A 24,714-nucleotide genomic window follows, 5' to 3' on the forward strand; every position below is an offset into this window, starting at 1 on the left:
CGAAGGGCGCGAGCGGCTACGCCCTTCGACAGGCTCAGGACGAACGGGGAGTCGCGCATGAACGACACCCGTGCCGCCCTTACCAAAAGCGCCGCGATGGCCTCTATCGCGGTGGCGCTGCTGCTTGGCACGCTCAAGATCTGGGCGGTCTGGCAGACGAGCTCTACCGCAATGCTGGGATCGCTCGCCGATACGGCGCTCGATTTTGTGGCGAGCCTTGCGGTGCTGGTCGCAGTTATCGTCGCTGCGCAGCCACCCGATGACAATCACCGCTTCGGCCACGGCAAGGCCGAATCGCTTGCGGCCATGTTCCAAGTGATCCTGATCGTATTGTCCGCCAGCGCTCTCAGCTTCCGAGCGGTGCTGCATCTGATCGAAGGCGGGGAGACGCAGGCGGCAGAGGCGGGGATCGGCGTGTCGGTCATCGCCATCATCGCAACGCTCGCGCTGGTGGCGTGGCAGCGGCATGTGGTGAAACGCACCAATTCGATCGCCATCACCACCGACAGCGTGCACTACCAGTCGGACCTGCTGCTCAACCTCGCAGTAATCGCGGCGCTGGTGCTCGACCAGTATCTGGGCTGGCAGAAGGCCGATCCACTATTCGGTCTCGGGATTGCGGCCTGGCTCTTATGGAATGCGTGGCAGGCGTCGAGCGAGGCGATCGATCACCTGATGGACCATGAATGGCCCGAAGATCAGCGCCGCGCCTTTGTCGAGCGCGCTGCGCGCCATCCCGAGCTCGCCAAAATGCACGATCTGCGCACCCGTACCAGCGGCACGCATGACTTCGCGCAGTTCCACGTCGATCTGCCCGCAGACATGACCGTGGCCGAGGCGCATGACGTGATCGAGCGTGTGGAGGCGGATTTGTGCGAGGCTTTTCCCAACACCGAAATCCTGATCCATATCGACCCGGAAGGCCATGTCGACGAGCCGGGCAATACGCTCGTCGAGGCAGACGAGTTCAAGAAGTTGAAGGACGCAGAATGACCAGCACCAGAGCGATCCCCTATTGGCACGTGGATGCCTTCGCGGAACAGGCCTATGGCGGCAATCAGGCGGCGGTGGTGGTGGTCGATGCGTGGCCCAGCGATGAGGTGATGCGCACGGTCGCGGCGGAGAACATGTTCGCCGAGACCGCGTTCCTGATCCCCACGCCCGATGGTGAGGCGGATTACAAGCTGCGCTGGTTCACGCCCGCTCTCGAAGTGGCGCTGTGCGGCCATGCCACGCTGGCCTCAGGCCATGCTGTGCTGTCAGGTGATGAGGCGCGGGAGCGGGTGACATTCTCGACCCGCAAGGCGGGCATTCTGGAAGTGCGCCGCGCAGGCGACCGCTACGAACTGGCGCTTCCCGCGATTCCGACGGAGCAGGAAGCTTTCGATGAAGCAGTGGCGTTGCTTGGCATTCAGCCGCGCGAGGTGTGGCGCAATCCGGGCCGATACAACATCTTCCTGTTCGACAATGCCGCGCAGATTCGCGCGCTCGAACCGGACCTTCGCGCATTGGCAAAGCTGGGCGATCACCAGTTCATCTGCACAGCCCCCGGCGAACAGACCGATGTGATCAGCCGCAACTTCGTGCCCGGCGGCGGCGTGGATGAAGATCCCTTTACCGGCTCCGCCCACGCCGTCCTCACGCCCTTCTGGTGCGATCGGCTGGGAGTGGAAAGCTTCACGGCCTTTCAGGCGAGCGAACGCGGCGGGCACGCAATCTGCCGTCTCGAAGGAGACCGCGCGATCCTGACGGGCGGCTGCGTTACAGTGGTCGAAGGGACCTTCTACCTGACCGGATAAAGCGCGAAGATGTCGGCCAGCTCGTCTACCAGCGCCGGGCGCTCTTCATCCTGCGTCATCCCCATGCGCACCACGGTCAGGCGCTGATCCGGCGATACGATGACATATTGGCCAAGCCTGCCCACCATGGCGAAGGCGGTGTCCGGACCCTGCTCTGCAAACAGGACATTGCGGTCTGCCTCGGTCGTGCGGTTGAGCCAGACCTGCGCGCCATAGTCATTCGACGCCGGGCTGGACGTGCGCATGAAATCGATCCAGCGGCGCGGCACGACTTGCACGCCGCCTGCCACGCCGCCCGTGCGCATGAACTCGCCAAGCCGCGCCCAATCGCGCGGGGTCGCCCAGAAATTGCTGCCGCCCAGCAGTGTGCCGCTCGCGTCATACTCGCCGACCAGCGATGGCACTCCGATCGGTACGGCAATGCGCGCCGCGACATAGTCCGCCATGGCCTGCTGCCGGTCATCGGCATCGCCATCGGGCGCGAGAATATCGGTGGCGATATCGGCGAGGATCATGCTGGTCGCGGTGGAATAGCGGAACGTCGATCCCGGCTCGTCTTCCAGTATCGGTGCCTCGGCCCAGGCCGCCATATCGCCGCGCCCTTCGAGATACATCATGCGCACTTCGGGCGAAGTGTAGAGCGGCGCGGCGGCTTCCTCATGGCGGAGGCCGGAGCGCATCTGGAGGAGCTGGCGGAGCGTGATCTCGCTACGCGGATCACCCGTGCGCTGCCACGAGGATACCGGCGCCGGATCGTCGAGCCGCAAGCGGCCGTCTGCCACCAGCGAGCCGATGATGAGCGCCGTCACGCTCTTCGACATCGACCAGCCTACTTGCGGCGTTTCCGGATCCACGCCTTCCGCATAGCGCTCGGCGACGATCTCGCCTTCGTACATCACGATCAGCGCGCGTGTTTCGCCCACGCCCTCCGCCGTGAAAAGGTCATCGACGGCCCGCGCCAGCTGCTCCTGCGACACGCCCGGCTCGACCACCACGGCATTGAGCGCCTCTTCGGGAAGCGGGGGTATTGGCGGAGGTCCATCCTGCGCGCAGGCGCCCAGCAGCGCGGCAATCATGCCAAGCGCAATCACAGCTCTTGGCGAGCGGCGCAATTGGCGGCTAGGGGAGTGGCGACGCGTCATCGGGACGCATCCTTTCCTGCAGGAACTTGCAAATGGCAACCGGAAATCAGGCCAGAAAGAGCCTCTTCTCCATTCTTCTGCGCGTCGCCCTCCTGTTGCTCGTTGCCGGGGCGCTGATTGCGTTCTTCTTCGGAGAAGCGATTGCAGGATATAGCGATGTCGGAACAGGCTATGCGGCCAGGCAGGCGTGCGGCTGCGTCTATATCGCGGGTCAGGATATCGATAGCTGCTACGCCGATCTGACACCGGACATGTGGCCGATCTGGCTGAGCCAGGATGCCGATGCGCAAAGCGTCTCGGCCTCCATCCCCCTCATCGCGAGCGAGGAGGCGACCTATCGCGAAGGCTATGGCTGCGTGCTGGAACCGTACTCCCGCTGAGGATCAGGCGGGTTGCGTGCCTTCGATCCAGCCGCCACCGACCACGCGTTCCCCTGCATAGATGACAGCGGCCTGTCCCGGCGCAACGCCGAATTCGGGCTGATCGAACCGGATCGTGACCGTAGCGCCCTCGCCAATCGCGCCTTCCAGCGTGACGGGCACCGGCTTGGCGAGCGAGCGGACCTTGGCAGTCAGCGGCATGTCCGGCACCGGCCCGATTCGATTGGTCTCGATGACTTCTGCGGCGACAACGGCGAGCAGGCGCTTCGGACCAACGCGGACCTCCGCCTTCTCCGGATCGAGGCCGACTACGTAAAGCGGCTCCGGCTGGCCGCCGATGTCGAGGCCGCGCCGCTGCCCAACGGTGTAATGGATGATGCCGGGATGGCGCCCCAGCTCCTCACCTGTCTCTGCATGTACGATTGCGCCAGCGCGTGCACCTTCGGGGCGCATCTTCTTGACGATCTTGGCATAGTCGCCATCGGGCACGAAGCAGATGTCCTGACTGTCCGGCTTGCCCGCTACGACGAGTCCAAAGCTTTCGGCAATCTCGCGCACTTGCGACTTCGGCAATCCGCCCAAGGGGAAACGCAGGTAATCGAGCTGATCTTCGGTGGTTGCGTAAAGGAAGTAGGACTGATCGCGCGCCGGATCGAGCGCGCGGTGAAGCTCTACGCCGTGCTCTGCTTCTACGCGGCGCACATAATGGCCGGTGGCGAGGCAATCCGCGCCTAGCTCTCTCGCCATGCGGAAGAGGTCCGTAAACTTCGGCCCCATATTGCAGCGGATGCAGGGGATCGGCGTGCGACCGGCGAGATATTCGTCGGCAAAGGTCTCGACCACCTCTTCGCGAAACGCGCTTTCATGATCGAAGACGTAATGCGCAATGCCCAGCCGATCGGCCACTTGCCTTGCATCGCGAATGTCATCGCCTGCGCAGCACGCGCCCTTGCGCCCCGTTGCGGCGCCGTAATCATAGAGTTGCAGCGTAATGCCAATGACTTCGGCGCCGGTCTGCGCCGCAAGCGCTGCCACGACAGAAGAATCGACTCCGCCAGACATCGCCACGACGATGCGGCATTCGGCTGCCGGGCGCGGCAGATCGAACAGCGCTTCGGCGTTAACTGCCTTTGGCAAGCCTGCAATATCGGTGAGAGTCGCGGTCATGGGCGCAGCCCATACACTCAAGCGCCGCCCGGCAAAACCCCGCGCAGAATGTAACATTTAGTTAAACGGGGTTTTACCTGATCTTGACGCTTGCGGCTTATCGGAAGCTGCATGTTTGAAGGAAAATCACCTTTGCTACCCGCATCAAGCGGTTCGAATTGCGGCGATTCTGCCGGCGAGGATCTGAACGTGCTGAGCTGGTCCGATCTGGTCGCCAAACTGGCGGCCGCTCGCGACCTGCGCGAAGCCCTGACGCAGGATGAGGAAGCGGCACTCGCCAGCTTCGATCCGGACTGCGCTGCGCATATCGCATCGCATCAGGACAAATTCCCTGACGATGGCAAACGAGACGTTAACCCTGATGGTTTAGGCAATAGCAAAGGGACTGGCGGCAGTGTCGTTTCGCCTACTGAACACGATGACCCGGCGATCCGAGGAAATTCATGATTGAGAACCAGAAAATCCGACCGGCACAAGTGATTGGCCCCCTTGGGGAGCCACTGACACTTGATGACCTGCCATCGCCCAAGACGAAGCGCTGGGTCGTGCGTCGCAAGGCGGAAGTCGTTGCGGCCGTCAATGGCGGCCTTCTGACGATCGACGAAGTTCTCGAGCGCTACGGCCTTACGCTGGAAGAATTTGCCAGCTGGCAGCGCGCAGTGGACCGGTCCGGCATGCAGGGACTGCGTGTCACTCGCATCCAGCATTATCGCGATCTGTACGAGCGCCAACTCAAGTACTGATCCAACCCTTTGAAAATACAGCCTTTCGACAGTTAGGCATGTAAAAGCTTCTACCCGCGCAGGGGCGGTCCGGAACACCCGGGCTTCCCCTGCGTTTTCGCATCGACAGTCCCATGGGTGGATTTGCAAAAGGAGCATAGGGTTATGGGTTGGATTATTGCATTGATCGTGGGCGGCGTTGCCGGCTGGTTGGCCAGCATGGTTATGAACCGCAACGCCTCGATGGGCATTTTCTGGAATATCGTGGTGGGCTGTATCGGCTCGGTCGTCGGTAACATGATTGTCGGTCCGCTGCTCGGTATCGGTGGTAGTGTGCAGGAATTCTCGCTAACCGGACTTCTCATCGCGATTGTCGGTGCAGTAGTTTTGCTGGCGATTGTTAACCTGATCCAGCGTGGCCGGGTGCGGTAACTCCGCAACAACAATAGATTACGCAAAGAGGGCGGGGCACTTCGGTGTTCCGCCCTTTTTCGCGTCAATTGCACTTCGTCGGGCTGGAAGCGTTTTTGGCAGATGCCGCCATTGCCGCGCCGGAGGGACATGTCTAGGGGCGCAATGGCGTATAGTCGGTGTTCTCTTGGAGCAGAGGGCCGTGCTATGTGACGCATTGGACTAAAAAGGCTCATGCCGATGAATTTTGAAACGACACTGGACGCATCCGACACGACACCTGCCGATACCGGCACAGCAGGCGGCGATGAAGGCGGCGTGGATCAGACGCGTCAGGCAGGGCGTAAACGCTCGCTCTACATCGCTCTGGCCGTGCTTGTCGTGGCGCTAATCGTCGCAGCCTTCATGCTGTCGGGGGGCGAGGAAGAGCCGGCCTTTGCGCCGGACGATGCAGGGAATCTGCCCGCGGTGACTGTCCTCGCGCCCGGATCGGGCACGATCCAAGGCGTCATCAACGCCACCGGCACATTGGCTGCGCGCCGCGAAATGCCGGTGGGTGTCACCGGCGAAGGCGGCCGTGTCATTGCCGTTCGCGTCGAAGCTGGCGAATGGGTGAGCGCTGGCGAAGTGCTCGCAGTGATCGATCGCTCCGTCCAGAATCAGCAGGCAGCCAGCCAGCAGGCGCAGGTGCGCGTGGCGCAGGCGGATGCCGATCTGGCGCAGGCCAATCTCGATCGCGCTCTCCAGCTCGTGGAGCGCGGCTTCATCTCGCAGGCAGATATCGACCGGTTGACGGCCACTCGCGACGCCGCCGTGGCCCGTGTCGCCGTGGCGCGCGCGCAATTGGGCGAGCGGCAGGCGCGCAATGCGCAGCTCAACATCGTCGCTCCTGCGGCAGGTTATGTCCTGACCCGCAACGTCGAAGTCGGCCAGACAGTCGGCCCCGGCAGCGGGACGCTTTTCAGCATCGCTCGTCGCGGCGAATTGGAATTGCTCGCCCGCATCGGTGAAGCTGAACTTTCTGCGCTTTCGGTCGGCGCGACGGGAATTGTGACACCCGTGGGAACCGACCAGCAGTTTACGTGCCAGATCTGGCAGAAATCGCCGGTGATCGATGAGAACACCAGGCAGGGCACGGCGCGCTGTGCGCTTGCCTATGATCCGGCGCTTCGCCCGGGCGGCTTCGCCTCGATTGCACTTAACGGTGAAACGCTGGTGGCACCGCGCCTTCCCGAGAGCGCTGTCCTTTCCGATGAGCAGGGCAGCTACGTCTACATCGTCAATGATGAAAACGTGGTGGAACGTGTCAATGTCGAACTCGGCGAAATCAGCGATGAAGGCGTTGCGATTGCTTCGGGGCTCAGCGGCAATGAACGTGTCGTGCTGCGCGCCGGCGGCTTCCTGACTCCGGGCGAGGAAGTGCGCCCCGTGGCAGAGGGCGCGAGCTAAGGTCTGATTATGGATTTCAGCCAAATCTCCGCATGGTCGATCCGCAATCCGATCGTCCCGATCCTGGCCTTCATCGGCCTGATGCTGATGGGCATTTTCGCCTTTCAGGAGATGGATATTCAAGACAATCCGGATATCGAATTTCCGGTCGTGCAGGTGAGCATTTCGCAGCCCGGCGCCGCGCCGTCCGAAGTCGAAAACCAGATCACCCAGCGCGTCGAAGCGGCGGTGGAAACGCTCGACGGCATTGAGAACATGTATTCCTCCGCCAGCGAGGGCAATTCCTTCACCAGCATCGAATTCGCGCTCGGCACCGACATCGCCGAAGCGGTGAATGAAGTAAAAAGCGAAATCGACAATATCCGTGGCGAATTGCCCGACGGCATTCTCGAGCCGCGCGTGTTCAAGCAGGCGACAAGCTCTCGCCCCATCGTGAGCTTTGGCGTTGCTGCCGATGACATGACGCTGGAGCAGCTGTCCTGGTTTATCGACGACACCGTCACCAAGGAATTGCTAACCGTCGACGGACTGGCCGAAGTCAGCCGCAGCGGCGGGGTGGACCGGGAAATCCTCGTTATCCTCGATCCGGCGCGCATGCAGTCGCTTGGCGTTACGGCCAGCCAGGTCAACGGCGCGCTGCGACAGGTCAATTTCAATGCCGCAGGCGGGCAGGCGGAAATCGCCGGATCGCGCCAGTCGGTCCGCGTGCTGGGCAATGCCGAGACTGCGTATGAGCTTTCGCAGATGCAGCTCAATCTCGGCGGTGGGCGCACGGTCAAGCTGGCCGATATCGCCTCGGTCAGGGACAGCTACGGCGAAGTGCGCACGGTGGCCAAGGTCAACGGGCAGCAGGTTGTCACTTTCTCCATCACGCGTGCACGCGGCGAAAGCGATGTGCGCGTTTATGACGAAGCGATGGAAGTGCTGGAGCGGGTCGAGGAAGCCAATCCCGGCGTGACTTTTACGCGGCTGTTCACCGAAGTCGACTATACCAAGGCCCAGTATGAAAGCAGCATGGCTCTGCTCGTCGAGGGCGCTTTGCTGGCCGTCGTCGTCGTTTTCCTGTTCCTGCGTGACTGGCGCGCGACCCTGATCGCCGCGCTCGCTATCCCGCTATCGGCCGTTCCGACATTCTATTTCATGGAATGGCTCGGCTTCTCGCTCAACACGCTGTCGCTGCTGGCGCTGGGCCTTGTGGCCGGCGTGCTGGTGGATGATGCGATCGTGGAGATCGAGAACATCGTGCGCCATATGCGCATGGGCAAAAGCGCCTATCAAGCGAGTATAGACGCGGCGGACGAAATTGGCCTGCCCGTGGTCGCCACCACCTTCTGTATCGTCGCGGTCTTCCTGCCGGTTGGCCTGATGCCGGGCATTTCCGGGCAATTCTTCAAGAACTTCGGCCTCACCGTAGTGGTCGCCGTGCTGATGAGCCTTGCGGTGGCGCGAATGATCACGCCGATGGCGGCGGCTTACTTCCTGAAGGCCAAGGGTCAGGCTGAACACGGCGGCGGCAAGTGGATGGACCGCTACATGGGCATGCTGCGCTGGTCGCTCGACACCACCGCTTTTGTCGCTGCACGCCGCCGCATCGGTTCGATCCGCAGCAGCAAGTTTCTGCCGGTGGCTGGTTACGTGGTCGCAGGCCTCGTCTTTCTTGTGCTCTTCTTGGATTATCTCGGCTTAATCGCTACTCCGGCTGCCGAGCCGACGGCCGATGGGGTAAGCGAGGATTCGGGCTCATTTTCTTGGTGGATGTATATCGCCTTGCCAATCTTCGCAGGGCTTGGCGCTTACATTATCGGCAGTCTCATCTTTACGATTGTCGGCCTTTTGCTTGGCTTTACGAACGAGCACGACTCAAACTTCGCTCGCCGCGCACGTTATCGTGCAGCCCGCCTCCTCGATCATCGAATCTGGATGATGCTTTTGGGCGTGGTTTCTCTCATCGCCTCGGTGTTCATTGCCGGATCGCTGCCGACTCAATTCTTCCCCGATGCCGATAGCGACTTCAGCCGCGTCAATGTCTCCATGGTGCCGGGCACCACGCTGGAGCAGACCGAAGCCGTTATCGACCGGATTTCCGCACGCTTGAGTGAGGAGCAGGAAGTGGCCGTTGCGCTCGGTATCGCCAATGAAGGTTCCGGACGGATCAGCCTAGTGCTGCGCGATGACCGTGTTCGCTCCAGCCTGCAATTCGAGCGTGAGATGACGCCGGTCCTGCAGGATATTCCCGATGCCCGCGTCAGCTTCCAGAATAACCAGGGCGGCGGCGGAGGCACGGGCCGTGCGATCTCCATCATGCTGTCCGGCTCTGATCCGGAACTGCTCGAAGAGACCGCGAACACTCTGGTCGAACAGATGGAGACCGTAGAGGGCGCCGTTGCACCACGGATCGAGCGCGATTTGCAGCGTCCGGAGCTGCTGGTCACGTCGCGCGAGGATCTCGCCGCCAGCCTTGGCGTGACCACTGCTGCGCTCAGCCAGGCAATCCGCATCGCAACGCTCGGCGATATCGACCAGAACGCCGCGCGCTTTTCGCTTTCGGATCGCCAGATCCCCATCCGCGTGCGACTTTCCGGCACGGCCCGCCGCGATCTCTCGACGATCGAGAACCTGCCGGTGCCCACTGCCAATGGTGGATCGGTGCCGCTTTCGCGTGTTGCGGATATATCGCTCGGCATGGGGCCAACTTCTATCGAGCGCTTCAACCAGAGCCGCCGCGTATTCGTTGGTCTCGACATGGCACCCAATGTGGCGCGCGGCGATGTGCTGACGGGTATTAATTCGCTGCCGATCATGGAGAATCTGCCCGCCGGTGTGTCAAACCAGCCGGTTGGCGCCGACGAGTGGCAGGCGGACCTTGCCCGAGACTTTCAGACTGCGCTGATAACCGGTCTTTTCCTCGTCTTCGCGGTTCTGGTGCTGCTGTATCGCCGCGTCGTTTCGCCGCTTGTGAACATGGCCTCGCTGCTTCTGGCGCCGCTTGGTGGTTTCGTAGCGCTAGTTATCGCCGGCTATATCCAGGGCTTTTCGACCGGCAATTTCGCGCCGCTGCCGATTTCCATGCCGGTGTTCATCGGGATGCTGCTGTTGCTCGGAATCGTGTCGAAGAACTCCATTCTACTGATCGATTTCGCGATCGAAGAGATGGAGCGGGGAACTGAAAAGCTCGCCGCCATCATGGAAGCAGGTCACAAGCGCGCGCAGCCGATCGTCATGACCACCGTCGCCATGACGGCAGGTATGGTTCCGACCGCGCTTTCGCTCGGCGGTGACAGCGCGTGGCGCGCACCCATGGGCACCACGGTGATCGGCGGATTGATCCTCTCGACCGTGCTGACACTGGTGATTGTGCCTGCAGGTTTCAGCCTTGCCGATGGGATGGAAAAGAAGCTTGGCCCTTGGCTTCGCGATCGACTTCTGACCTATAAGCCGGGTGATGAAGCGAGCAACGGATCACCAGCTGCGCAGCCCGCAGAGTAACAGATGGCGCTGATAGCCGCCGGAGCACCCCTGCCGCCTGACAAGGCGCGGCGCATGCGCATCACCGCAACGCTGATGCTGGTCGCAATGGCGGCGATCTTTTTCGGATCGCACCAGATGCTGGGCGCGCATCCCGCCTGGGGTTATGTGAACGCCTTTGCAGAAGCCGCAATGGTGGGTGGGCTGGCGGACTGGTTCGCAGTGACCGCCTTGTTCCGCCACCCGATGGGCGTGCCCATCCCGCACACGGCAATCATTCCAAAAAACAAGGATCGCATCGCCGATACGATGGCGGCTTTCCTGCGCTCCAACTTCCTCACTCCCGTCGTGGTGGCGCGGCGCATGCGCGAAATGAACGTTGCCAAGGCGGCGGGCGAATTTCTAACCAAAGGCGGCGGCGGAGAAGCGGGTCGCATTCGTGCGGGTGCAGGGCAGCTGTTCGTCGAATTGCTGGAATCGCTCGATCCGGACCGGCTTGGATTGCAGGTCAAGGCAGGGCTCGCCCGGCAGGCGGAGAAGCTCGATGTCTCGCCGCTGCTTGGCCGCGTGCTTCAAACCGCGATTGCCGACAATCGCCATCGCCCGCTGATCGACGGCTTCATCCGCTGGGCGGGTCTTACGCTGGAAGACAATGAAGACATGGTCCGCGACATGGTTCAGCAACGCGCCAATGCCGTGATCCGCTGGACCGGGCTTGATGGGCGGCTGGCGGAGTCCGTTCTCAACGGCCTCTACAAGCTGCTCGCAGAAATGCATGTCGATCCGAACCATCCCGTGCGCGGCAAGGTGGAGGAAGGGCTCGCCAAGCTGGCGCAGGATCTGCAGCACGATCCCGAAATGCGTGCCCGGGTGGAGCGGATGAAGAACGATTTGCTCGCCAACCCGGCGGTCGCAGACTGGTGGATGGGCGTGTGGGAGCGGATGCGCCTCTCGCTCATCGAAATGGTGCGCAACCCCGATGCGGCAATGTCCGGCCAGATGGGCTCGAGCCTTGCTGAACTGGGCAAGGCCTTGCAGAGCGATCCGGCGCTGCAAATTCAGGTCAACCGCTTCGCCCGGCGCACGCTGGTGGGCGTCGTCACGCGCTATGGCGAACAGATTGTCAGCCTGGTGTCCAACACGGTGAAAAGCTGGGATGCAGAAACGATTACTCTGCGCATCGAGCGCGCCGTTGGGCGCGACCTGCAGTTCATCCGTATCAACGGCACACTGGTGGGCGGGCTCGTCGGCCTCACCATCCATTTCCTGATCGAAGTGTTGTGACCGTTCTCGACGCGTCCAAACCCATGCTGGTGACCGAGCGGCTCGAGCTATGGCTGCCGAAGCCGCAGGATATGGACGCGATGTTCGATATTGTGTCCGATTCGCAAACGCAGCGTTTCCTGGGGCCGACACCGACCTATCCTGATCATGTCACCCGCTTTTCGCGCAATGCCGGCAGCTGGGCGCTTTACGGATACGGCATGTTCCTGCTGCGCCGTCGCGGTGATGCGGAGCTGATCGGCAATTGCGGGATTTTCTTCTCGCATCGCGGTTTGGGCGAGGATTTCGACAGCCGCCCGGAAGCAGGCTGGATCATCGCCGCGCCGCATACCGGGAAAGGCTACGCGAGCGAGGCCATGCAGGCCGTGATGCAATGGTTTGATAGGGAGCACGCCAGCGAGACGGTGTGCCTGATCACTTTGGGCAATGATCCGTCATTCCGCCTGGCGGAAAAGCTCGGTTTTCGCGATTTGCGGAAAGCCGAAATGCCGGGCGGCGATGCGGTGCAATTGCTCCGCAGGCCACCGCCCGGCGCTTAGCTTTACAGCTTCTCAGTCAGTTCCGGGACGGCATTGAACAGATCGGCGACAAGGCCGATGTCCGCAACCTGGAAGATCGGTGCATCGGGATCCTTGTTGATCGCAACGATCGTCTTGGAATCCTTCATACCCGCAAGGTGCTGGATCGCACCGGAGATACCGATGGCGATGTAGACTTCGGGCGCGACGATCTTGCCGGTCTGGCCGACCTGATAATCATTGGGCACATAGCCAGCGTCCACCGCAGCGCGCGAGGCACCGATGGCAGCGCCGAGTTTGTCGGCGAGCGGGGTAATGTACTGTTCGAAAGTCTCGCCGTCCTTCAGCGCACGACCGCCGGATACGACGATGCCTGCGCTGGTCAGTTCGGGACGGTCGCTTTCGACCGCGTCGAGCTTCACGAATTCGCTGTTGCCGTCACCCGTGGGGCCGGAAACCTCGTCCACATCGGCGCTGCCGCCGGTGGCTTCGGCCTTGTCGAAGGCAGTGGTGCGCACGGTGATCACGCGTTTCGCGTCCGAGCTTTCGACGGTCGCAATCGCATTACCTGCGTAGATCGGGCGCTTGAACGTGGTCGGGCCTTCAATCGCAATGATGTCGGACACCTGCATCACGTCGAGCAGCGCGGCGACGCGCGGCATCACGTTCTTGCCGGTGGTGGTGGCAGGCGCGAGGATCGCCTCATAGCCATCGGCAAGGCTGACGATCAGCGGTGCGACGTTTTCCGGCAGCTGGTGGGCATAGGCTGCATCCACGGCGCGCAGCACCTTGGACACACCGGCAATCTGAGCAGCGGCACCGGCGGCTGCACCGGCATCATCGCCGCCTGCAACCAATACGTGCACATCACCGCCCAGCTGGCCTGCAGCGGTTACTGCGGAAAGGGTAGCGTCGGCGATTTCGCCGCCATTGTGTTCGGCAATTACAAGAGCAGTCATTTAGGCAACTCCCAGAGCTTTGAGCTTGGCGACGAGCGCATCCACGTCTTCGACGATTTCGCCGGCCTGGCGGACGGGCGGTTCGGAGACGTTCGAGGTGGCAAGGCGCGGTGACACATCGACGCCGTAATCGTCGGGCGTCTTGGTATCGAGCGGCTTCTTCTTCGCCTTCATGATGTTGGGCAGCGACGCATAGCGCGGCTCATTCAGGCGCAAATCGGTGGTGATGATGGCCGGAAGATCGAGCTTCACAGTCTCGAGACCGCCATCGACTTCGCGCGTGACATGCACGCTTTCCCCGTCGATTTCGACCTTGCTGGCGAAGGTGCCCTGCGGGCGACCCATCAGCGCAGCGAGCATCTGGCCGGTCTGGTTGGAATCGTCGTCAATTGCCTGCTTGCCCAGCATTACGATGCCCGGGCCTTCTTCCTCGGCAATGGCCTTGAGGATCTTGGCGACGGCAAGCGGCTCCACATCGGTATCTGTCTCGACCAGGATCGCGCGGTCTGCACCCATTGCGAGGGCCGTGCGCAGCGTTTCCTGAGCCTTTGCCGGGCCGATCGAAACCGCGATGATTTCTTCAGCCTTGCCAGCCTCTTTCAGGCGAATCGCTTCTTCGACGGCGATTTCGCAAAACGGGTTCATGCTCATTTTGACGTTGGCCAGGTCTACGCCTGATCCATCCGCTTTTACGCGAGGCTTCACGTTGTAATCGATTACCCGTTTGACCGGGACCAGAATTTTCATCGGGTTTTCCCTCATTCCAGAAATTGTCTGCCGCTTATGTAAGCAAGTTGACGTATAGGTCAAGCAGAACTCTTTGCCTGCCATGGCGTTGGCCTATAGCAATGTCGTCCCCGGTTTAAGAGGGATTGCCATATGAGATATACGCTTTTCGCCCTCACCCTGTTCCTGCTGCCTTTTTGCGCCGCACAAGTGGAAGCTCAGGAAACGCGCATTGCGCCAGAAGGGCACGTTCCCCCGGCCGCGACGCTGGACGATGTCGCCTTTCTCACCGGCCAGTGGAGCGGCGATGGCATTCAGGGCCAACCCGCGCACGAATCGTGGCTCCCGCCGACCGGCAACACCATGGTGGGCATCTTCGTACAGCAAGATGGCGATGGCGGACTGATGTTCACCGAACACATGTATATCCGCGAAGTGGACGGCTCGCTGCAGGTCAGCCTCAAGCATTTCAACGGCGACCTCACCGGGTGGGAAGAGCGGGACGAAATGCTCACATGGCGGCTTGTGTCGACAGAGCCTTGCGCTGCCTATTTCAGTGGCCTCACCTATCGCTGTGCCAACGGCGAGAATACCGATGACGGCATCCTCGTCGCGGTGCGTATGCGCAGCGAGGGCGATGAGATCAGCGAGCTCGTCTTCAATTTCGCGCCAATGGCCGATGAGGCTGCGGCTCGCGGCAATCCTTGCGCAGATACGGCAACGACGATCGATACGAATGAATGCTATATGGGCGTGCTCGAAGCGGCGGAAGAAAGACGCGCCGAATATCTTGCCGCAGCGCAGGCCCGCTATCCCAATGATGCCGAATTGCAGCAGGACATTGCCGCGGCCAACGCGGCCTACAGCGAATACGTCGATGCTGAGTGCGGCGCGGTATACGATTACTGGATTTCAGGCAGCATCCGCAATGTGATGGCGCTGACCTGCCAGATCAGGCTGGCCGATCAGGCGACACACAACATCTGGCGGAATTGGCTGACCTATATGGATTCGAGCCCGCCAATCCTGCCGGAGCCCGAACCCACACTGTAAACGACTTGGCCGATCAGGCGGCCTGCTTGACCTCTGCAACGATCTTCTTGGCGGCATCGCCCAGATCGTCTGCCGGGATAATCGGCAGGCCGGAATTGGCGAGGATGTCCTTGCCTTCCTGCACATTGGTGCCTTCGAGGCGGACGACCAGCGGTACGTCCAGCTCGACTTCCTTGGCCGCGATTACAATGCCTTCTGCGATGGTATCGCAGCGCATGATGCCCCCGAAGATGTTGACGAGGATACCCTTCACTGCCGGATCGGACAGAATGATCTTGAACGCTGCCGTCACCTTTTCGGTCGTCGCGCCGCCGCCCACGTCGAGGAAGTTGGCGGGGAAGGAGCCGTTCAGTTTGATGATATCCATCGTCGCCATGGCGAGGCCTGCGCCATTGACCATGCAGCCGATGTCGCCATCGAGTTTAATGTAGGCGAGGTCGTGCTTGCCGGCTTCGACTTCCATCGGATCTTCTTCGGTCTCGTCACGCATCGCTTCCACATCGGGGTGGCGATAGAGAGCGTTCGAATCGAAGCTCATCTTGGTGTCGAGCACCAGCAGCTCGCCGCCTTCGGTTTCCACCAGCGGGTTGATTTCGAGCATGTCGCAATCAAGCGTCGTGAATGCCTTGTAGAGCTTCTTGGAAAGCTTTTGCGCTTCCTTGGCGAGCGCACCGTCCAGCTTCAGCGCGAAGGCCACCGCACGGCCATGATGCGGCATGAAGCCGGTGGCCGGGTCGATAGTGATGGTGGCGATCTTGTCGGGCGTGTTGTGCGCGACGTCTTCGATGTCCATGCCGCCTTCTGTGGAGACGATCATGGCCACACGGCTCGTCTCACGATCGACGACCATGGAGAGGTAGTATTCCTTGGCGATATCGACGCCATCTGTCACGTAGAGGCGGTTGACCTGCTTGCCTTCATCGCCCGTCTGCACCGTCACCAGCGTATTGCCGAGCATTTCCTTGGCGTCGGATTCTACGTCGTCCACGCTCTTCGCCAAGCGAACCCCGCCTTTCGCGTCAGCGCCCAGCTCGGCAAACTTGCCCTTGCCACGGCCACCGGCGTGAATCTGCGCCTTTACGACGTATAGCGGGCCGGGGAGCTTCTTCGCGCCTTCAACGGCTTCCTCAACGCTGGTGGCGGGATAGCCCGTGGGTACGCCAATATCGAATTTCGCCAGCAGTTCCTTGGCCTGATATTCGTGAATATTCATGAGGGGATTGCTTTCCTGTCACGAGAAGAGAGTTGTTGCGCCGCGCTAAAGCATCATCGCAGCGTCCTTGCAAACCCTACATTCGTCGATCATCTGATAGGGACACATGATCGACAGTATGAAACTCGAACAAATCTGCCGCGAGGCGGGCCATATGGCCCTTCGCCGATGGCCTGGACACGGGCATGATCTGAAAACATGGGAAAAATCTCCCGGCAACCCCGTTTGCGAGGCGGATCTTGAAGTCGATGCCTTTCTGCGCCGCGAATTGAACGCTCTGCTGCCCGCAGCCGGCTGGCTTTCCGAAGAAACTGCCGATGATGAAAAGCGACTCGAAAAAGGGCTTACCTGGCTGGTCGACCCGATCGACGGGACGCGCGATTTCATCCGCGGCCGTACGGGCTGGGCGGTCAGCGTGGCGCTGATCAGCGGTGGGCGACCCCTGATCGGCACACTGATCGCTCCGGCGCGCGATGAAGTCTGGTCGGCAACGGCTGGCAAAGGCGCATGGCGCAATGGCGAAAGGCTGCGGGCCAGCACGCGCACCCGTTTTTCGGGCGCCCGCGTCCCCGTGCATGATTTGCCCAAGGAAGACCGCGACCTCACCAAGGTCGAGCAGCCCAATTCCATCGCGCTGCGCGTGGCCATGGTCGCCAATGATGAAGCCGATCTCGTTGCCACGCTGCGCTGGGGCTACGAGTGGGATATTGGCGCCGCTGCCCTCATCGCGCGCGAAGCAGGAGCAGCGGTGACAGACGCCTTCGGTGCGCCTCTGGCCTACAACAAGCGCGATCCGCGCGCCTTCGGATTGCTGGCGACTGCGCCTGCGATTCATGCCGATGCTGTCGATCGCCTCGCCGAGCGCGCGGCGCGGCTTTCCTGAGGCTGGCGCAAAGAAAAAGGGGCGCCCGAAAGACGCCCCTCTATCAATTCAGATTGCAGAGTCGCTTTAGTAAGCGGCTTCGACATCTTCTTCGGTAATCGGCGTGATGCGAATTTCCACGCGGCGGTTCTGCGAACGGCCGGATTCGGTTGAATTGTCCGCAACCGGATACTGCTCACCATAGCCGATGGTCTCGATACGCGCGCGGGCAACGCCGCGGCTGACGAGATAGTTGGCGACGGACTCGGCACGGCGGCGCGAGAGATCGAGATTGTACTGATCGCTACCAGTCGAATCGGTGTGACCCATCACGTCGATCAGCGAGTTGGGATAATCGACCATGCTCTGCGCCACGCCATCGAGTGTGTCGCGCATTTGCGGCGAGATGTTGGTCGAGTTGACTGCGAAAGTCACATCCGGGAAATTGACGAGAATGCCGTCACCACCCGGTGTTTCGGAGACGTCCACGCCCGTTCCGGCGGTGACTTCTTCCAGTTCGCGAATCTGTTCGTCCATCCGGTATCCGACATAGCCGCCGGCCGCTGCGCCGATGCCTGCACCAACGATACGGGCGGTTTTGCCGCCGACCAGTCCGCCGAGCAGATAGCCGAGGCCAGCGCCGCCGATGCCGCCGATGGCGGTGCGTGAGATGACCTGATTGCCGGTGTTGGGATCGGTAACACAGGCAGTCGTCGTACCGGCCAGCGCAATGGCTGCCACGGTCGAGGTGAGAATTTTCTTCGTCTTCATGTCCACTTCCTTCCAGATCACACTCGTGAAATGATAGTTTACGCGGTGTGCAGACGGGATAACTCCCGTAGAGACGCAGTGTTCCGTAAATTCGGGTAAAGGCGATCCACGGCTTTGCGCGGGAAACCCTTCGCCTTGCCGGTTTTATCTGCTAGCGCGCGAAGTCTGATGTCACCATTTCCCTGGCATTATCTCGCCGCCCTCATCCTTTTGATCGTGCTCAACGGCGTTTTCGCCATGTCAGAGCTGGCGATCGTTTCTGCGCGCACCGCGCGGCTCAAGATGGCGGCCGACAAGGGCAGCAAGAGCGCCGCTATAGCGATCAGGCTGGCGGCTGAGCCGGGCAAGTTCCTGTCCACCGTTCAGATCGGCATTACCCTGATCGGTATCATTGCGGGTGCAGTGTCCGGCGCGACACTGGGCGCTCCGGTGGGCGAGCGGTTGGAAGGCTTCGGCCTCGATCCTGACACAGCCTACAATCTCGGCTTCGCGCTGATGATCGGGCTGACGACCTTCGGCAGCCTTGTGATCGGCGAACTGGTGCCCAAACAGCTCGCTTTGCGCGCTGCCGTGCCGATTGCGATCATCATGGCGCGGCCCATGGATCTGCTGGCTCGGGTGGCAGCGCCATTTGTCTGGCTGCTCGATACCACCTCGAACCTGCTACTCTCGCTCCTGCGTGTCCGGCATAAAGGCGATCACCGCCTGACAGCAGAAGAGCTGCAGATGATTTTCGCCGATGCGACGCGCACCGGCGTGATCGAAGAGCAGGAACGCGCGATCCTCTCGGGCATCATGCGCTTGCAGGACAGGGCGGTGCGCGAATTGATGACTCCGCGCACGGAAATCGACTGGCTGGAGGCAGACGCAGACGAGTCCCGCATTCGCGAAGTCATCGCCGAAACCCCGCATTCGCTCCTGCCGGTTGCCGACAGCACGCCGGACAAGATTCTGGGCGTTGTTAAAGTGCGCGAATTGCTGGCTTTGTTGCTGGCCGGTGAGAAGGTCGAGCTCACGCAATTATTGCGCAAGAATGAGGTCGTGCCCGACCAGCTCGACGCGATGGATGCGCTGCGCGTGTTGCAGATGTCCGGCACCGGCATGGCCATGGTGCATGACGAATACGGCCATCTCGATGGTCTGGTGACCACCGCAGACCTCCTCGAAGCGATCGCCGGTGATTTCGCCAGCCACCAGGACGAAGGCGACACGCCCATGATGACCGAGCGCGAGGATGGCTCGCTGCTCGTCTCAGGCGCGCTGGCGGCAGATTCCATGGCGGAGCGGCTGGGCCTCGACCTGCCCGAAGGACGCGAATTCGCCACCGCAGCAGGATATGCACTTTACGTGCTCAAGCACCTGCCCACCGAAGGCGAGTATTTCACCGATCAAGGCTGGCGTTTCGAAGTCGTCGATATGGATGGCCGCAAGATCGACAAGCTGCTGGTCAGCCAAGAAGACTGACCAGCACCCGTTCGCATTGCTTAGTGGACGAAACGTGCCACCACATCGCGATAACTGCGCGACACTTTCACCTCTTCGCCTGACTCAAGCACGAGGAAGCATTCGCCATTGGTGTGCGGCTTCACTTGCCGCACCTTGTCGAGATTCACGATGGCGCTGCGATGCACACGCTGGAAGACGCGCGGATCGACGCGTCGTTCGAGGTCTTTCATCGTCTCGCGCAGAATCAGCGAATTCTCGCCGGTGAAGATCACCATGTAGTCGCCTGCCGCTTCGATGCGTTCGATCGTGTCGACATCGACGCGGAAAATCCGCCCCTTGTCCTTCACATTGATCATCTTCTCGTAGCGAGCGCTGCTTTCGTCTTCCTCGCCGATTTCATCCAGGCTTTCCGGGCTTACTTCGGCGAGCACATCCTTCAGCTTTTCCGCTTCATCGGCGGAGCGCTTTTCAGCAAGGCGCTGGCGCACCCGCTCGATCGTGTCGGCGAGCTTGTCCTCATCCACCGGCTTCATCAGGTAATTTACGGCATTGGCTTCGAACGCACGGATGGCGTGTTCCTGAAACGCGGTGACGAACACGATGAGCGGCGGATCGACGTCCATAATGCCTTTGACGACAGAGAAACCGTCAAAGCTCGGCATCTGGATATCGAGAAACACGAGGTCAGGCTTCAGCGTCTTGATCGCGCGGATCGCCTCTCGCCCGTTGGAGCAGGTTTCGATCACTTCGATATCGGTGAAAGGCTCAAGGCGGAGTTGCAGGCCTTGGATGGCCAGCTTTTCGTCATCGACGAGAATAGTGCGAATAGTCATGCGGGGGCTCCGGTCTGGGGGGTTCCGAAAGAGGTTGCCCTGCTCTTTTCAACGGATGAGGCGCGGGGAAGTTTCTTCTCCTCCTTGCTGTCATCCACTTCGTCGGCAGGTTCAAAGGGGATTTCGATGATGACGGTAAAGCCACCATCGGGCGGCGTTTCGATGTCGAAGCGGTGTTCCTCGCCATAGGCCTGAGACAGGCGCTCCATAATGTTGGCGAGACCCACCCCGGTTGAGGAGTGCCCCCTGGCAACCGCTTCGGCAGCGTTCTGATTGCCTTGCAGACCCGGTCCAGTGTCAGTCACCGTCAGGCGAAGGCGAGAGCCGATGACGCGCGCAGCTAGGCTCACACGCGCACCCTCTTCCTGGGCAGACACGCCGTATTTGATCGCGTTCTCGATCAGCGGTTGCAGCAGAAAGGATGGGATTGATCGACACGAAATTCGGTGCGCAGCCGCTCTTCAAACCGCATGCGCTCGATTTCGAGATAAAGTTTCAGCGTTTCGACTTCCTGCGCGACCGTCACCTTGCCGCCCGGCTGGGCCACAAGCGTGTGCCGGAGAAAGCTGGAAAGCTTGGTCAGCATCGCATTGGCAGGAGCGGTCTGCTTCAGCAGCACCAGCGTACTGATCGAATTCAGCGTATTGAACAGGAAATGCGGGTTGAGCTGGTATCGCAACATGGCAAGCTGCGCGCTGGTGGCTTGCGCTTCCAGACGCTCCAGCCGGTCGCTCTGCTCCTCGACCTGCAAGAAGAAATTGATCGCATAATAGAGCGCTGACCACGCGCCGAGCAGGGTCAGCGGAAAGATCAGATAGCCGATCAGCAATTGCGTGAAGCCTACCGGCTCCACTCTCGTCAGCTGGATCACCCACGTCTGCACAAAGGCAAATCCGAAAACCGCGGTTGCAAGAACAAGCGAAGTGGCGGTCCATGTAATCAGCGGGTTGCGCTTGATCAGCGCATTATAGATCACCGAGAGCACGGTGCTGATGGAAAATCCGGTGATTGCCTCAATGAGGATGACGACGAAGAAGGATTGATCCTGTCCGTTCACAAAGCCCGAGACTGCGCGCAGCAGAAATGCGCCCGACCAGCCCAGCAGTTGCAGCCGCCAGAAGGCGCGGTTCTTGTCCTTGAAAAAAGGAGTCGGCTGGAAGGGCAGCATCGCCATGTGGCCCGTTTTAGCCGCAGGAGCGCGCTGCGTCAGAGGATTTTCCATCTGTTGCCCTCCTGCGGTTGGTGTTCGCCCTACGAATCGCGCGCTTCGGCGATGGCCTCGCTCAACAGCTCTACGCCAACCGCCCCGTCGTGCACCTGCTCGCCGACGATGAAAGCAGGGGTGCCAGCGATGCGCAGCGATTGGCCAAGAAAGACATTGTTCTGCAATTGCGCCTCATAGGCGCCCGAACCGATGGCAGCATTGGCTGCTGCCAAATCAAGCCCGGCCTGCTGCGCAGCTGCCTCGATGGTTTCAGCTGACAATCCATCCTGTGCAAACATGGCATTGTGAAATGCTTCGAATTTGCCTTGATCCGCGGCGGCGAGCGCCATGCGCGCGGCATCGGCGCTGCCTGCTGAAAGGATCGGATACTCGCGTATCACTACCCGGAGATCGGGGTTTTCTGCGATCAACTGATTAACGTGTTCCAGGCTCTGGCGGCAGAAACCGCAGGCATAGTCGCTGAATTCCACCAGAGTGAGTGCCCCGTCGGGATTGCCGAGTACCGCGCCGGGGTAGGGCATTTCCAGCTCATCCCGCAGCGGCTCCACCCGTGCCATCATGTCGCGGCGCTGCAATTCGCCCATGGCTTCGGGCAGCACTTCAGGGTTCGCCATCAGGTAATCGCGCGTGCGTTCAGGACCGAGCCCGGAATAATCCCAAGCAGCAGCTCCGGCGAAACCGGCGAAAAGCGCGATGGCGACAGTGGCGAGAATATTTCGCATGACGAGACGCTAGTTGCGTTCCGCGAGGCGTTCAAGCTGGGCGCGTGCCTGAAGTTGCACGTCCTGCGCCCGAATCCAATCGGGCGTGCCTGTGGGAAGCGATTGTTCGGCCGCACTCGCATTCACCAAAGCGCCCTGCGGATTGCCGGAAAGTATCTGCTGTTCAGCGCTGGCGAGTCGTGCACGCGGTGTGTCACCGCGCTGGCCGTAAACGACGCCCAACTGATACCAAGCGAAGGGATTTTCGCGGTCCCGCCCGATAGCGGCGCGCAAGACCGCTTCGGCTTCATCGAGATTGGCAGGATCTTCGGTGGCGATCAGGGCGTGGCCGAGAAGCGTCGCAATCAGCGGCGTCGATCCGGTCAACCGCGTGGCTTCACGCAGCGGCGGGAGAGCCTGTGCCACCCGTCCCGATTCCAGCAGGATCTGGCCTTGCAGCTCAAGAAAATACGGATTGGAGGGCTCTATCGCCAGCAGCGCTTCTGTCTCAAGCATCGCTTCATCCATGCGCGCATCCTTATGGAAAGCGTAAGCGCGGGCGTAACGCGCAGGGACGCCTTCCATATATTCCGGGAAGAATTGCAGCGTGCGCTCAGGCGTCGAGAGGAATCCGAACAGCTTGGCTTTCACCCGCTCAAATCGCTCCTGCAATTCCGGATCGACCGGGTCATCCCATGCCGGATCGGCCTCGTACACCGCTTCGAGCCGCGAAATGCGATTGCCGGAGAGCGGGTGCGTGCGGCTGTATTCACGCTCTTGCGCCTGACTGATGCCGCGGCGGAACTCGTAATTCTGCAACTTGGCAAAAAAGGCGAGGCTGCCGCGCCCGCTGATGCCCGCATCGCTGAGATATTGTGCGCCAGCGGCATCGGCAGAGGCTTCCTGCGTGCGGCTGAAAGCAAGGAAACTGCCGACGGCCGCCTGCTGGCCTGCCGCCATAATGCCCATGGCCGCTTCACCGCCGCCGCCTGCCAGCGCCGCTGCCGCAGCGAGAAGGGCCGAAAGCAGAGTAATGCGCGTCGCATTGCCTGCGCCTTCCGAATAACGATTGATGTGGCCGCCGGTAATGTGGCCCAGCTCGTGGGCGAGCACACCCTGCACTTCCAGCGCGCTGTCGGCAGCGTTGATCAGTCCCGAATGGACAAAAATCCGCTGGCCTCCAGCAACGAAAGCATTGATCGAATTGTCATTCACCAGAACGACTTCGACCGCGCCTTCGCCAAGCCCGGCAGCGTCCGCAAGCGGGTCGACCATGTCCTGCAGCAGCGCTTCGGTCTCCGCATCGCGAAGGATGCTAATGCCCTGCGCAGAGGCAGGCTGCACAAGCATGGCAGAAACAGCCAGTATCGCAATGAAGCGGGCGAACAGGGATTTGATCATGCGCATGAGCTAGCCTGTCATAGCGGTGCCGGCGCTGAACGGGAAATGAAGATTACGCAGCGCTCGGCGCGTCCGGCTTTTTCACGCCGCTGGCGGTTTCGACAACTTCTTCCGCATCCTCTTCATGCGCAAGGCCGATGGAGCGGAGGAATTCATGCCCCTGCCCATAATCGTCGCCCAGCCACAGAGGCACACCTGCATCCTCGATCGTTGTCTTTGCCGATTGCTCATCTGCGCTGAAATCTTCCTCCGCGGCGCGGCGCAGGAAAATGGCAGCGATCTGTCCGGGATTGTCGGCAACGGCTTTGGCAAAGGCCGGCAAGTCACCCTGCGTATCGTCCCCGACGAGGGCAAAGCGCATGTCCGGATACATGCCGAGAATGGAGGCGATCGCCAGATCCTTATGCGCCCCATGGCTGCTGGAGCCGAAGGTCTGCGCATTCAGCCCCCAATCGCGCAACATCATCGGCCCGACGGGTAGATTATTCATTTTCTTGAAGGCGAGCAGGTAGGAGAACAGGTTCCACGGGCTGGAAGACACGTAGAAAAACGGCCGCTTGCTCGCCGGAAGCGCGACTTCTGGCAATTCGCGTCTCGGCCCTGCGAGATTACCGTAAAACTCGGGCGCGCCCGCTACCGTGTGCCGCTCGCTGGGCATTTGCGCGATTACGCGCTGCCAGTTTCGTGCGACATTGCGCAGGCCGCCCGTGATACCGGATTCGATGATCGTGTCATCGATGTCGGAAATGATCGCGATGTCGGATTTTGCAGCGGGCGCGAGTATGTGCGCCTCTGCCTGCTGCGGACCTTCGGCATTGAGCCATTCGATCCGCGCGGTTTCCCAGACGGTGTGCTGCGGTAGTTCGGCCTTTGCTTCGAGTTCGAGATCGAAATGCACGAAGCCTTCTTTATCGCTGGTGCCACGCGTATCCACGTGGACTGTGTCGCCGTGTTCTAGGACCAATCGCACATCGACACCCTCGACTTCGCGGCTGGCAAACTGGCTGAGCATTTTGCGCAGTGACCCGACGCGCGACCTGCGGTGAAAACGCGGCGCAGGAGAGCGTAAGGCTCGCATCGACAGGCGCAGGCGCTCCTGATTGCGAAAGCCCAGATATGGTTGGATGCGAGTGTCGGTTAAGCGGGAAAAGACCATGCCAAGGCAATGGCCAAACCGCGCGCCTGTT

Annotated in this window: 23 protein-coding genes and 1 pseudogene; 13 read left to right on the forward strand and 11 right to left on the reverse strand. The window is 61.1% G+C overall.

The window, feature by feature from the left end; translation table 11 throughout:
* Positions 1 to 57 precede the first annotated feature (57 nt).
* Together O2N64_RS04675 and O2N64_RS04680 are read left to right on the forward strand one after the other, a co-directional pair.
* Positions 58 to 993 carry a cation diffusion facilitator family transporter gene (locus O2N64_RS04675; RefSeq protein WP_271079119.1) on the forward strand — a complete coding sequence of 312 codons (936 nt, stop codon included), beginning with the start codon at positions 58 to 60 and terminating at the stop codon, positions 991 to 993.
* On the forward strand, positions 990 to 1,799 hold the full coding sequence (locus tag O2N64_RS04680; protein ID WP_271079120.1) for a PhzF family phenazine biosynthesis protein: 810 nt from the start codon (positions 990 to 992) through the stop codon (positions 1,797 to 1,799). Before O2N64_RS04675 ends, O2N64_RS04680 begins: the two co-directional genes overlap by 4 nt.
* Here O2N64_RS04680 and O2N64_RS04685 read toward each other — a convergent pair.
* Positions 1,784 to 2,875, reverse strand: coding sequence for a serine hydrolase domain-containing protein (locus O2N64_RS04685; protein WP_271079121.1), 1,092 nt, complete (start codon positions 2,873 to 2,875; stop codon positions 1,784 to 1,786). The two genes, O2N64_RS04680 and O2N64_RS04685, sit on opposite strands and share 16 nt — an antisense overlap.
* 98 nt (positions 2,876 to 2,973) lie before the next feature.
* Between O2N64_RS04685 and O2N64_RS04690 the strand changes: the two genes are divergently transcribed.
* Positions 2,974 to 3,321 (forward strand): hypothetical protein, encoded by a 348-nt coding sequence (locus O2N64_RS04690; RefSeq protein ID WP_271079122.1) that lies wholly within the window; start codon positions 2,974 to 2,976, stop codon positions 3,319 to 3,321.
* A gap of 3 nt (positions 3,322 to 3,324) precedes the next feature.
* On the opposite strand, the gene mnmA is transcribed toward O2N64_RS04690, so the two are convergent.
* Positions 3,325 to 4,488 carry a tRNA 2-thiouridine(34) synthase MnmA gene (gene mnmA, locus O2N64_RS04695; RefSeq protein WP_271079123.1) on the reverse strand — a complete coding sequence of 388 codons (1,164 nt, stop codon included), beginning with the start codon at positions 4,486 to 4,488 and terminating at the stop codon, positions 3,325 to 3,327.
* 111 nt (positions 4,489 to 4,599) lie between these two features.
* Between mnmA and O2N64_RS04700 the strand changes: the two genes are divergently transcribed.
* From O2N64_RS04700 to O2N64_RS04730, 7 genes are all read left to right on the forward strand, one after another.
* Complete coding sequence (locus tag O2N64_RS04700) at positions 4,600 to 4,935, forward strand: hypothetical protein (protein WP_271079124.1); 336 nt, start codon at positions 4,600 to 4,602, stop codon at positions 4,933 to 4,935.
* Positions 4,932 to 5,231, forward strand: a complete 300-nt coding sequence (sciP, locus tag O2N64_RS04705) for a CtrA inhibitor SciP (RefSeq protein WP_128891530.1) — start codon at positions 4,932 to 4,934, stop codon at positions 5,229 to 5,231. Before O2N64_RS04700 ends, sciP begins: the two co-directional genes overlap by 4 nt.
* A gap of 144 nt (positions 5,232 to 5,375) precedes the next feature.
* Positions 5,376 to 5,642, forward strand: coding sequence for a GlsB/YeaQ/YmgE family stress response membrane protein (locus O2N64_RS04710; RefSeq protein WP_271079125.1), 267 nt, complete (start codon positions 5,376 to 5,378; stop codon positions 5,640 to 5,642).
* Between the two features lie 213 nt (positions 5,643 to 5,855).
* Positions 5,856 to 7,070, forward strand: coding sequence for an efflux RND transporter periplasmic adaptor subunit (locus O2N64_RS04715; protein ID WP_271079126.1), 1,215 nt, complete (start codon positions 5,856 to 5,858; stop codon positions 7,068 to 7,070).
* 9 nt (positions 7,071 to 7,079) lie between these two features.
* Positions 7,080 to 10,556, forward strand: a complete 3,477-nt coding sequence (locus tag O2N64_RS04720; RefSeq protein WP_271079127.1) for an efflux RND transporter permease subunit — start codon at positions 7,080 to 7,082, stop codon at positions 10,554 to 10,556.
* Between the two features lie 3 nt (positions 10,557 to 10,559).
* Positions 10,560 to 11,819 carry a DUF445 domain-containing protein gene (locus O2N64_RS04725; RefSeq protein WP_271079128.1) on the forward strand — a complete coding sequence of 420 codons (1,260 nt, stop codon included), beginning with the start codon at positions 10,560 to 10,562 and terminating at the stop codon, positions 11,817 to 11,819.
* On the forward strand, positions 11,816 to 12,358 hold the full coding sequence (locus O2N64_RS04730) for a GNAT family N-acetyltransferase (protein WP_271079129.1): 543 nt from the start codon (positions 11,816 to 11,818) through the stop codon (positions 12,356 to 12,358). Before O2N64_RS04725 ends, O2N64_RS04730 begins: the two co-directional genes overlap by 4 nt.
* 2 nt (positions 12,359 to 12,360) lie before the next feature.
* Here O2N64_RS04730 and O2N64_RS04735 read toward each other — a convergent pair whose 3' ends face one another.
* Together O2N64_RS04735 and O2N64_RS04740 are read right to left on the reverse strand one after the other, a co-directional pair.
* The gene (locus O2N64_RS04735) at positions 12,361 to 13,296 is read right to left on the reverse strand and encodes an electron transfer flavoprotein subunit alpha/FixB family protein (RefSeq protein ID WP_271079130.1); all 936 of its coding nucleotides are present in this window, start codon (positions 13,294 to 13,296) and stop codon (positions 12,361 to 12,363) included.
* Positions 13,297 to 14,043, reverse strand: a complete 747-nt coding sequence (locus O2N64_RS04740; RefSeq protein WP_271079131.1) for an electron transfer flavoprotein subunit beta/FixA family protein — start codon at positions 14,041 to 14,043, stop codon at positions 13,297 to 13,299.
* A gap of 132 nt (positions 14,044 to 14,175) precedes the next feature.
* Here O2N64_RS04740 and O2N64_RS04745 point away from each other — a divergent pair, with 132 nt between their 5' ends.
* Positions 14,176 to 15,075: a DUF6265 family protein gene (locus tag O2N64_RS04745; RefSeq protein ID WP_271079132.1), complete on the forward strand. Its 900-nt coding sequence runs from the start codon at positions 14,176 to 14,178 to the stop codon at positions 15,073 to 15,075.
* 13 nt (positions 15,076 to 15,088) lie between these two features.
* Here the strand turns inward: O2N64_RS04745 and sucC are convergent, their stop codons facing one another.
* Complete coding sequence (gene sucC / locus O2N64_RS04750) at positions 15,089 to 16,288, reverse strand: ADP-forming succinate--CoA ligase subunit beta (protein ID WP_271079133.1); 1,200 nt, start codon at positions 16,286 to 16,288, stop codon at positions 15,089 to 15,091.
* A 106-nt stretch (positions 16,289 to 16,394) separates the two neighbouring features.
* On the opposite strand from sucC, the gene O2N64_RS04755 reads away from it, so the two are divergent.
* On the forward strand, positions 16,395 to 17,171 hold the full coding sequence (locus O2N64_RS04755; protein ID WP_271079134.1) for a 3'(2'),5'-bisphosphate nucleotidase CysQ: 777 nt from the start codon (positions 16,395 to 16,397) through the stop codon (positions 17,169 to 17,171).
* 66 nt (positions 17,172 to 17,237) lie between these two features.
* Here the strand turns inward: O2N64_RS04755 and O2N64_RS04760 are convergent, their stop codons facing one another.
* Complete coding sequence (locus O2N64_RS04760) at positions 17,238 to 17,921, reverse strand: OmpA family protein (RefSeq protein ID WP_271079135.1); 684 nt, start codon at positions 17,919 to 17,921, stop codon at positions 17,238 to 17,240.
* Between the two features lie 168 nt (positions 17,922 to 18,089).
* On the opposite strand from O2N64_RS04760, the gene O2N64_RS04765 reads away from it, so the two are divergent.
* Positions 18,090 to 19,385: a hemolysin family protein gene (locus O2N64_RS04765; RefSeq protein ID WP_271079136.1), complete on the forward strand. Its 1,296-nt coding sequence runs from the start codon at positions 18,090 to 18,092 to the stop codon at positions 19,383 to 19,385.
* 20 nt (positions 19,386 to 19,405) lie between these two features.
* On the opposite strand, the gene O2N64_RS04770 is transcribed toward O2N64_RS04765, so the two are convergent.
* From O2N64_RS04770 to O2N64_RS04790, 5 genes and pseudogenes are all read right to left on the reverse strand, one after another.
* Positions 19,406 to 20,200, reverse strand: a complete 795-nt coding sequence (locus O2N64_RS04770) for a LytR/AlgR family response regulator transcription factor (RefSeq protein ID WP_271079137.1) — start codon at positions 20,198 to 20,200, stop codon at positions 19,406 to 19,408.
* Positions 20,197 to 21,374: pseudogene (locus tag O2N64_RS04775) on the reverse strand (sensor histidine kinase). Before O2N64_RS04775 ends, O2N64_RS04770 begins: the two are co-directional and overlap by 4 nt.
* Before the next feature lie 77 nt (positions 21,375 to 21,451).
* Positions 21,452 to 22,147, reverse strand: coding sequence for a DsbA family protein (locus tag O2N64_RS04780; protein ID WP_271079138.1), 696 nt, complete (start codon positions 22,145 to 22,147; stop codon positions 21,452 to 21,454).
* A gap of 9 nt (positions 22,148 to 22,156) precedes the next feature.
* Complete coding sequence (locus tag O2N64_RS04785; RefSeq protein ID WP_271079139.1) at positions 22,157 to 23,527, reverse strand: M48 family metalloprotease; 1,371 nt, start codon at positions 23,525 to 23,527, stop codon at positions 22,157 to 22,159.
* Positions 23,528 to 23,579: 52 nt separating this feature from the next.
* On the reverse strand, positions 23,580 to 24,539 hold the full coding sequence (locus O2N64_RS04790) for a phosphatase domain-containing protein (protein ID WP_271079140.1): 960 nt from the start codon (positions 24,537 to 24,539) through the stop codon (positions 23,580 to 23,582).
* Positions 24,540 to 24,714: the final 175 nt, after the last annotated feature.

The organism is Aurantiacibacter sp. MUD61, from assembly GCF_027912455.1.
GTDB lineage: Bacteria > Pseudomonadota > Alphaproteobacteria > Sphingomonadales > Sphingomonadaceae > Alteraurantiacibacter.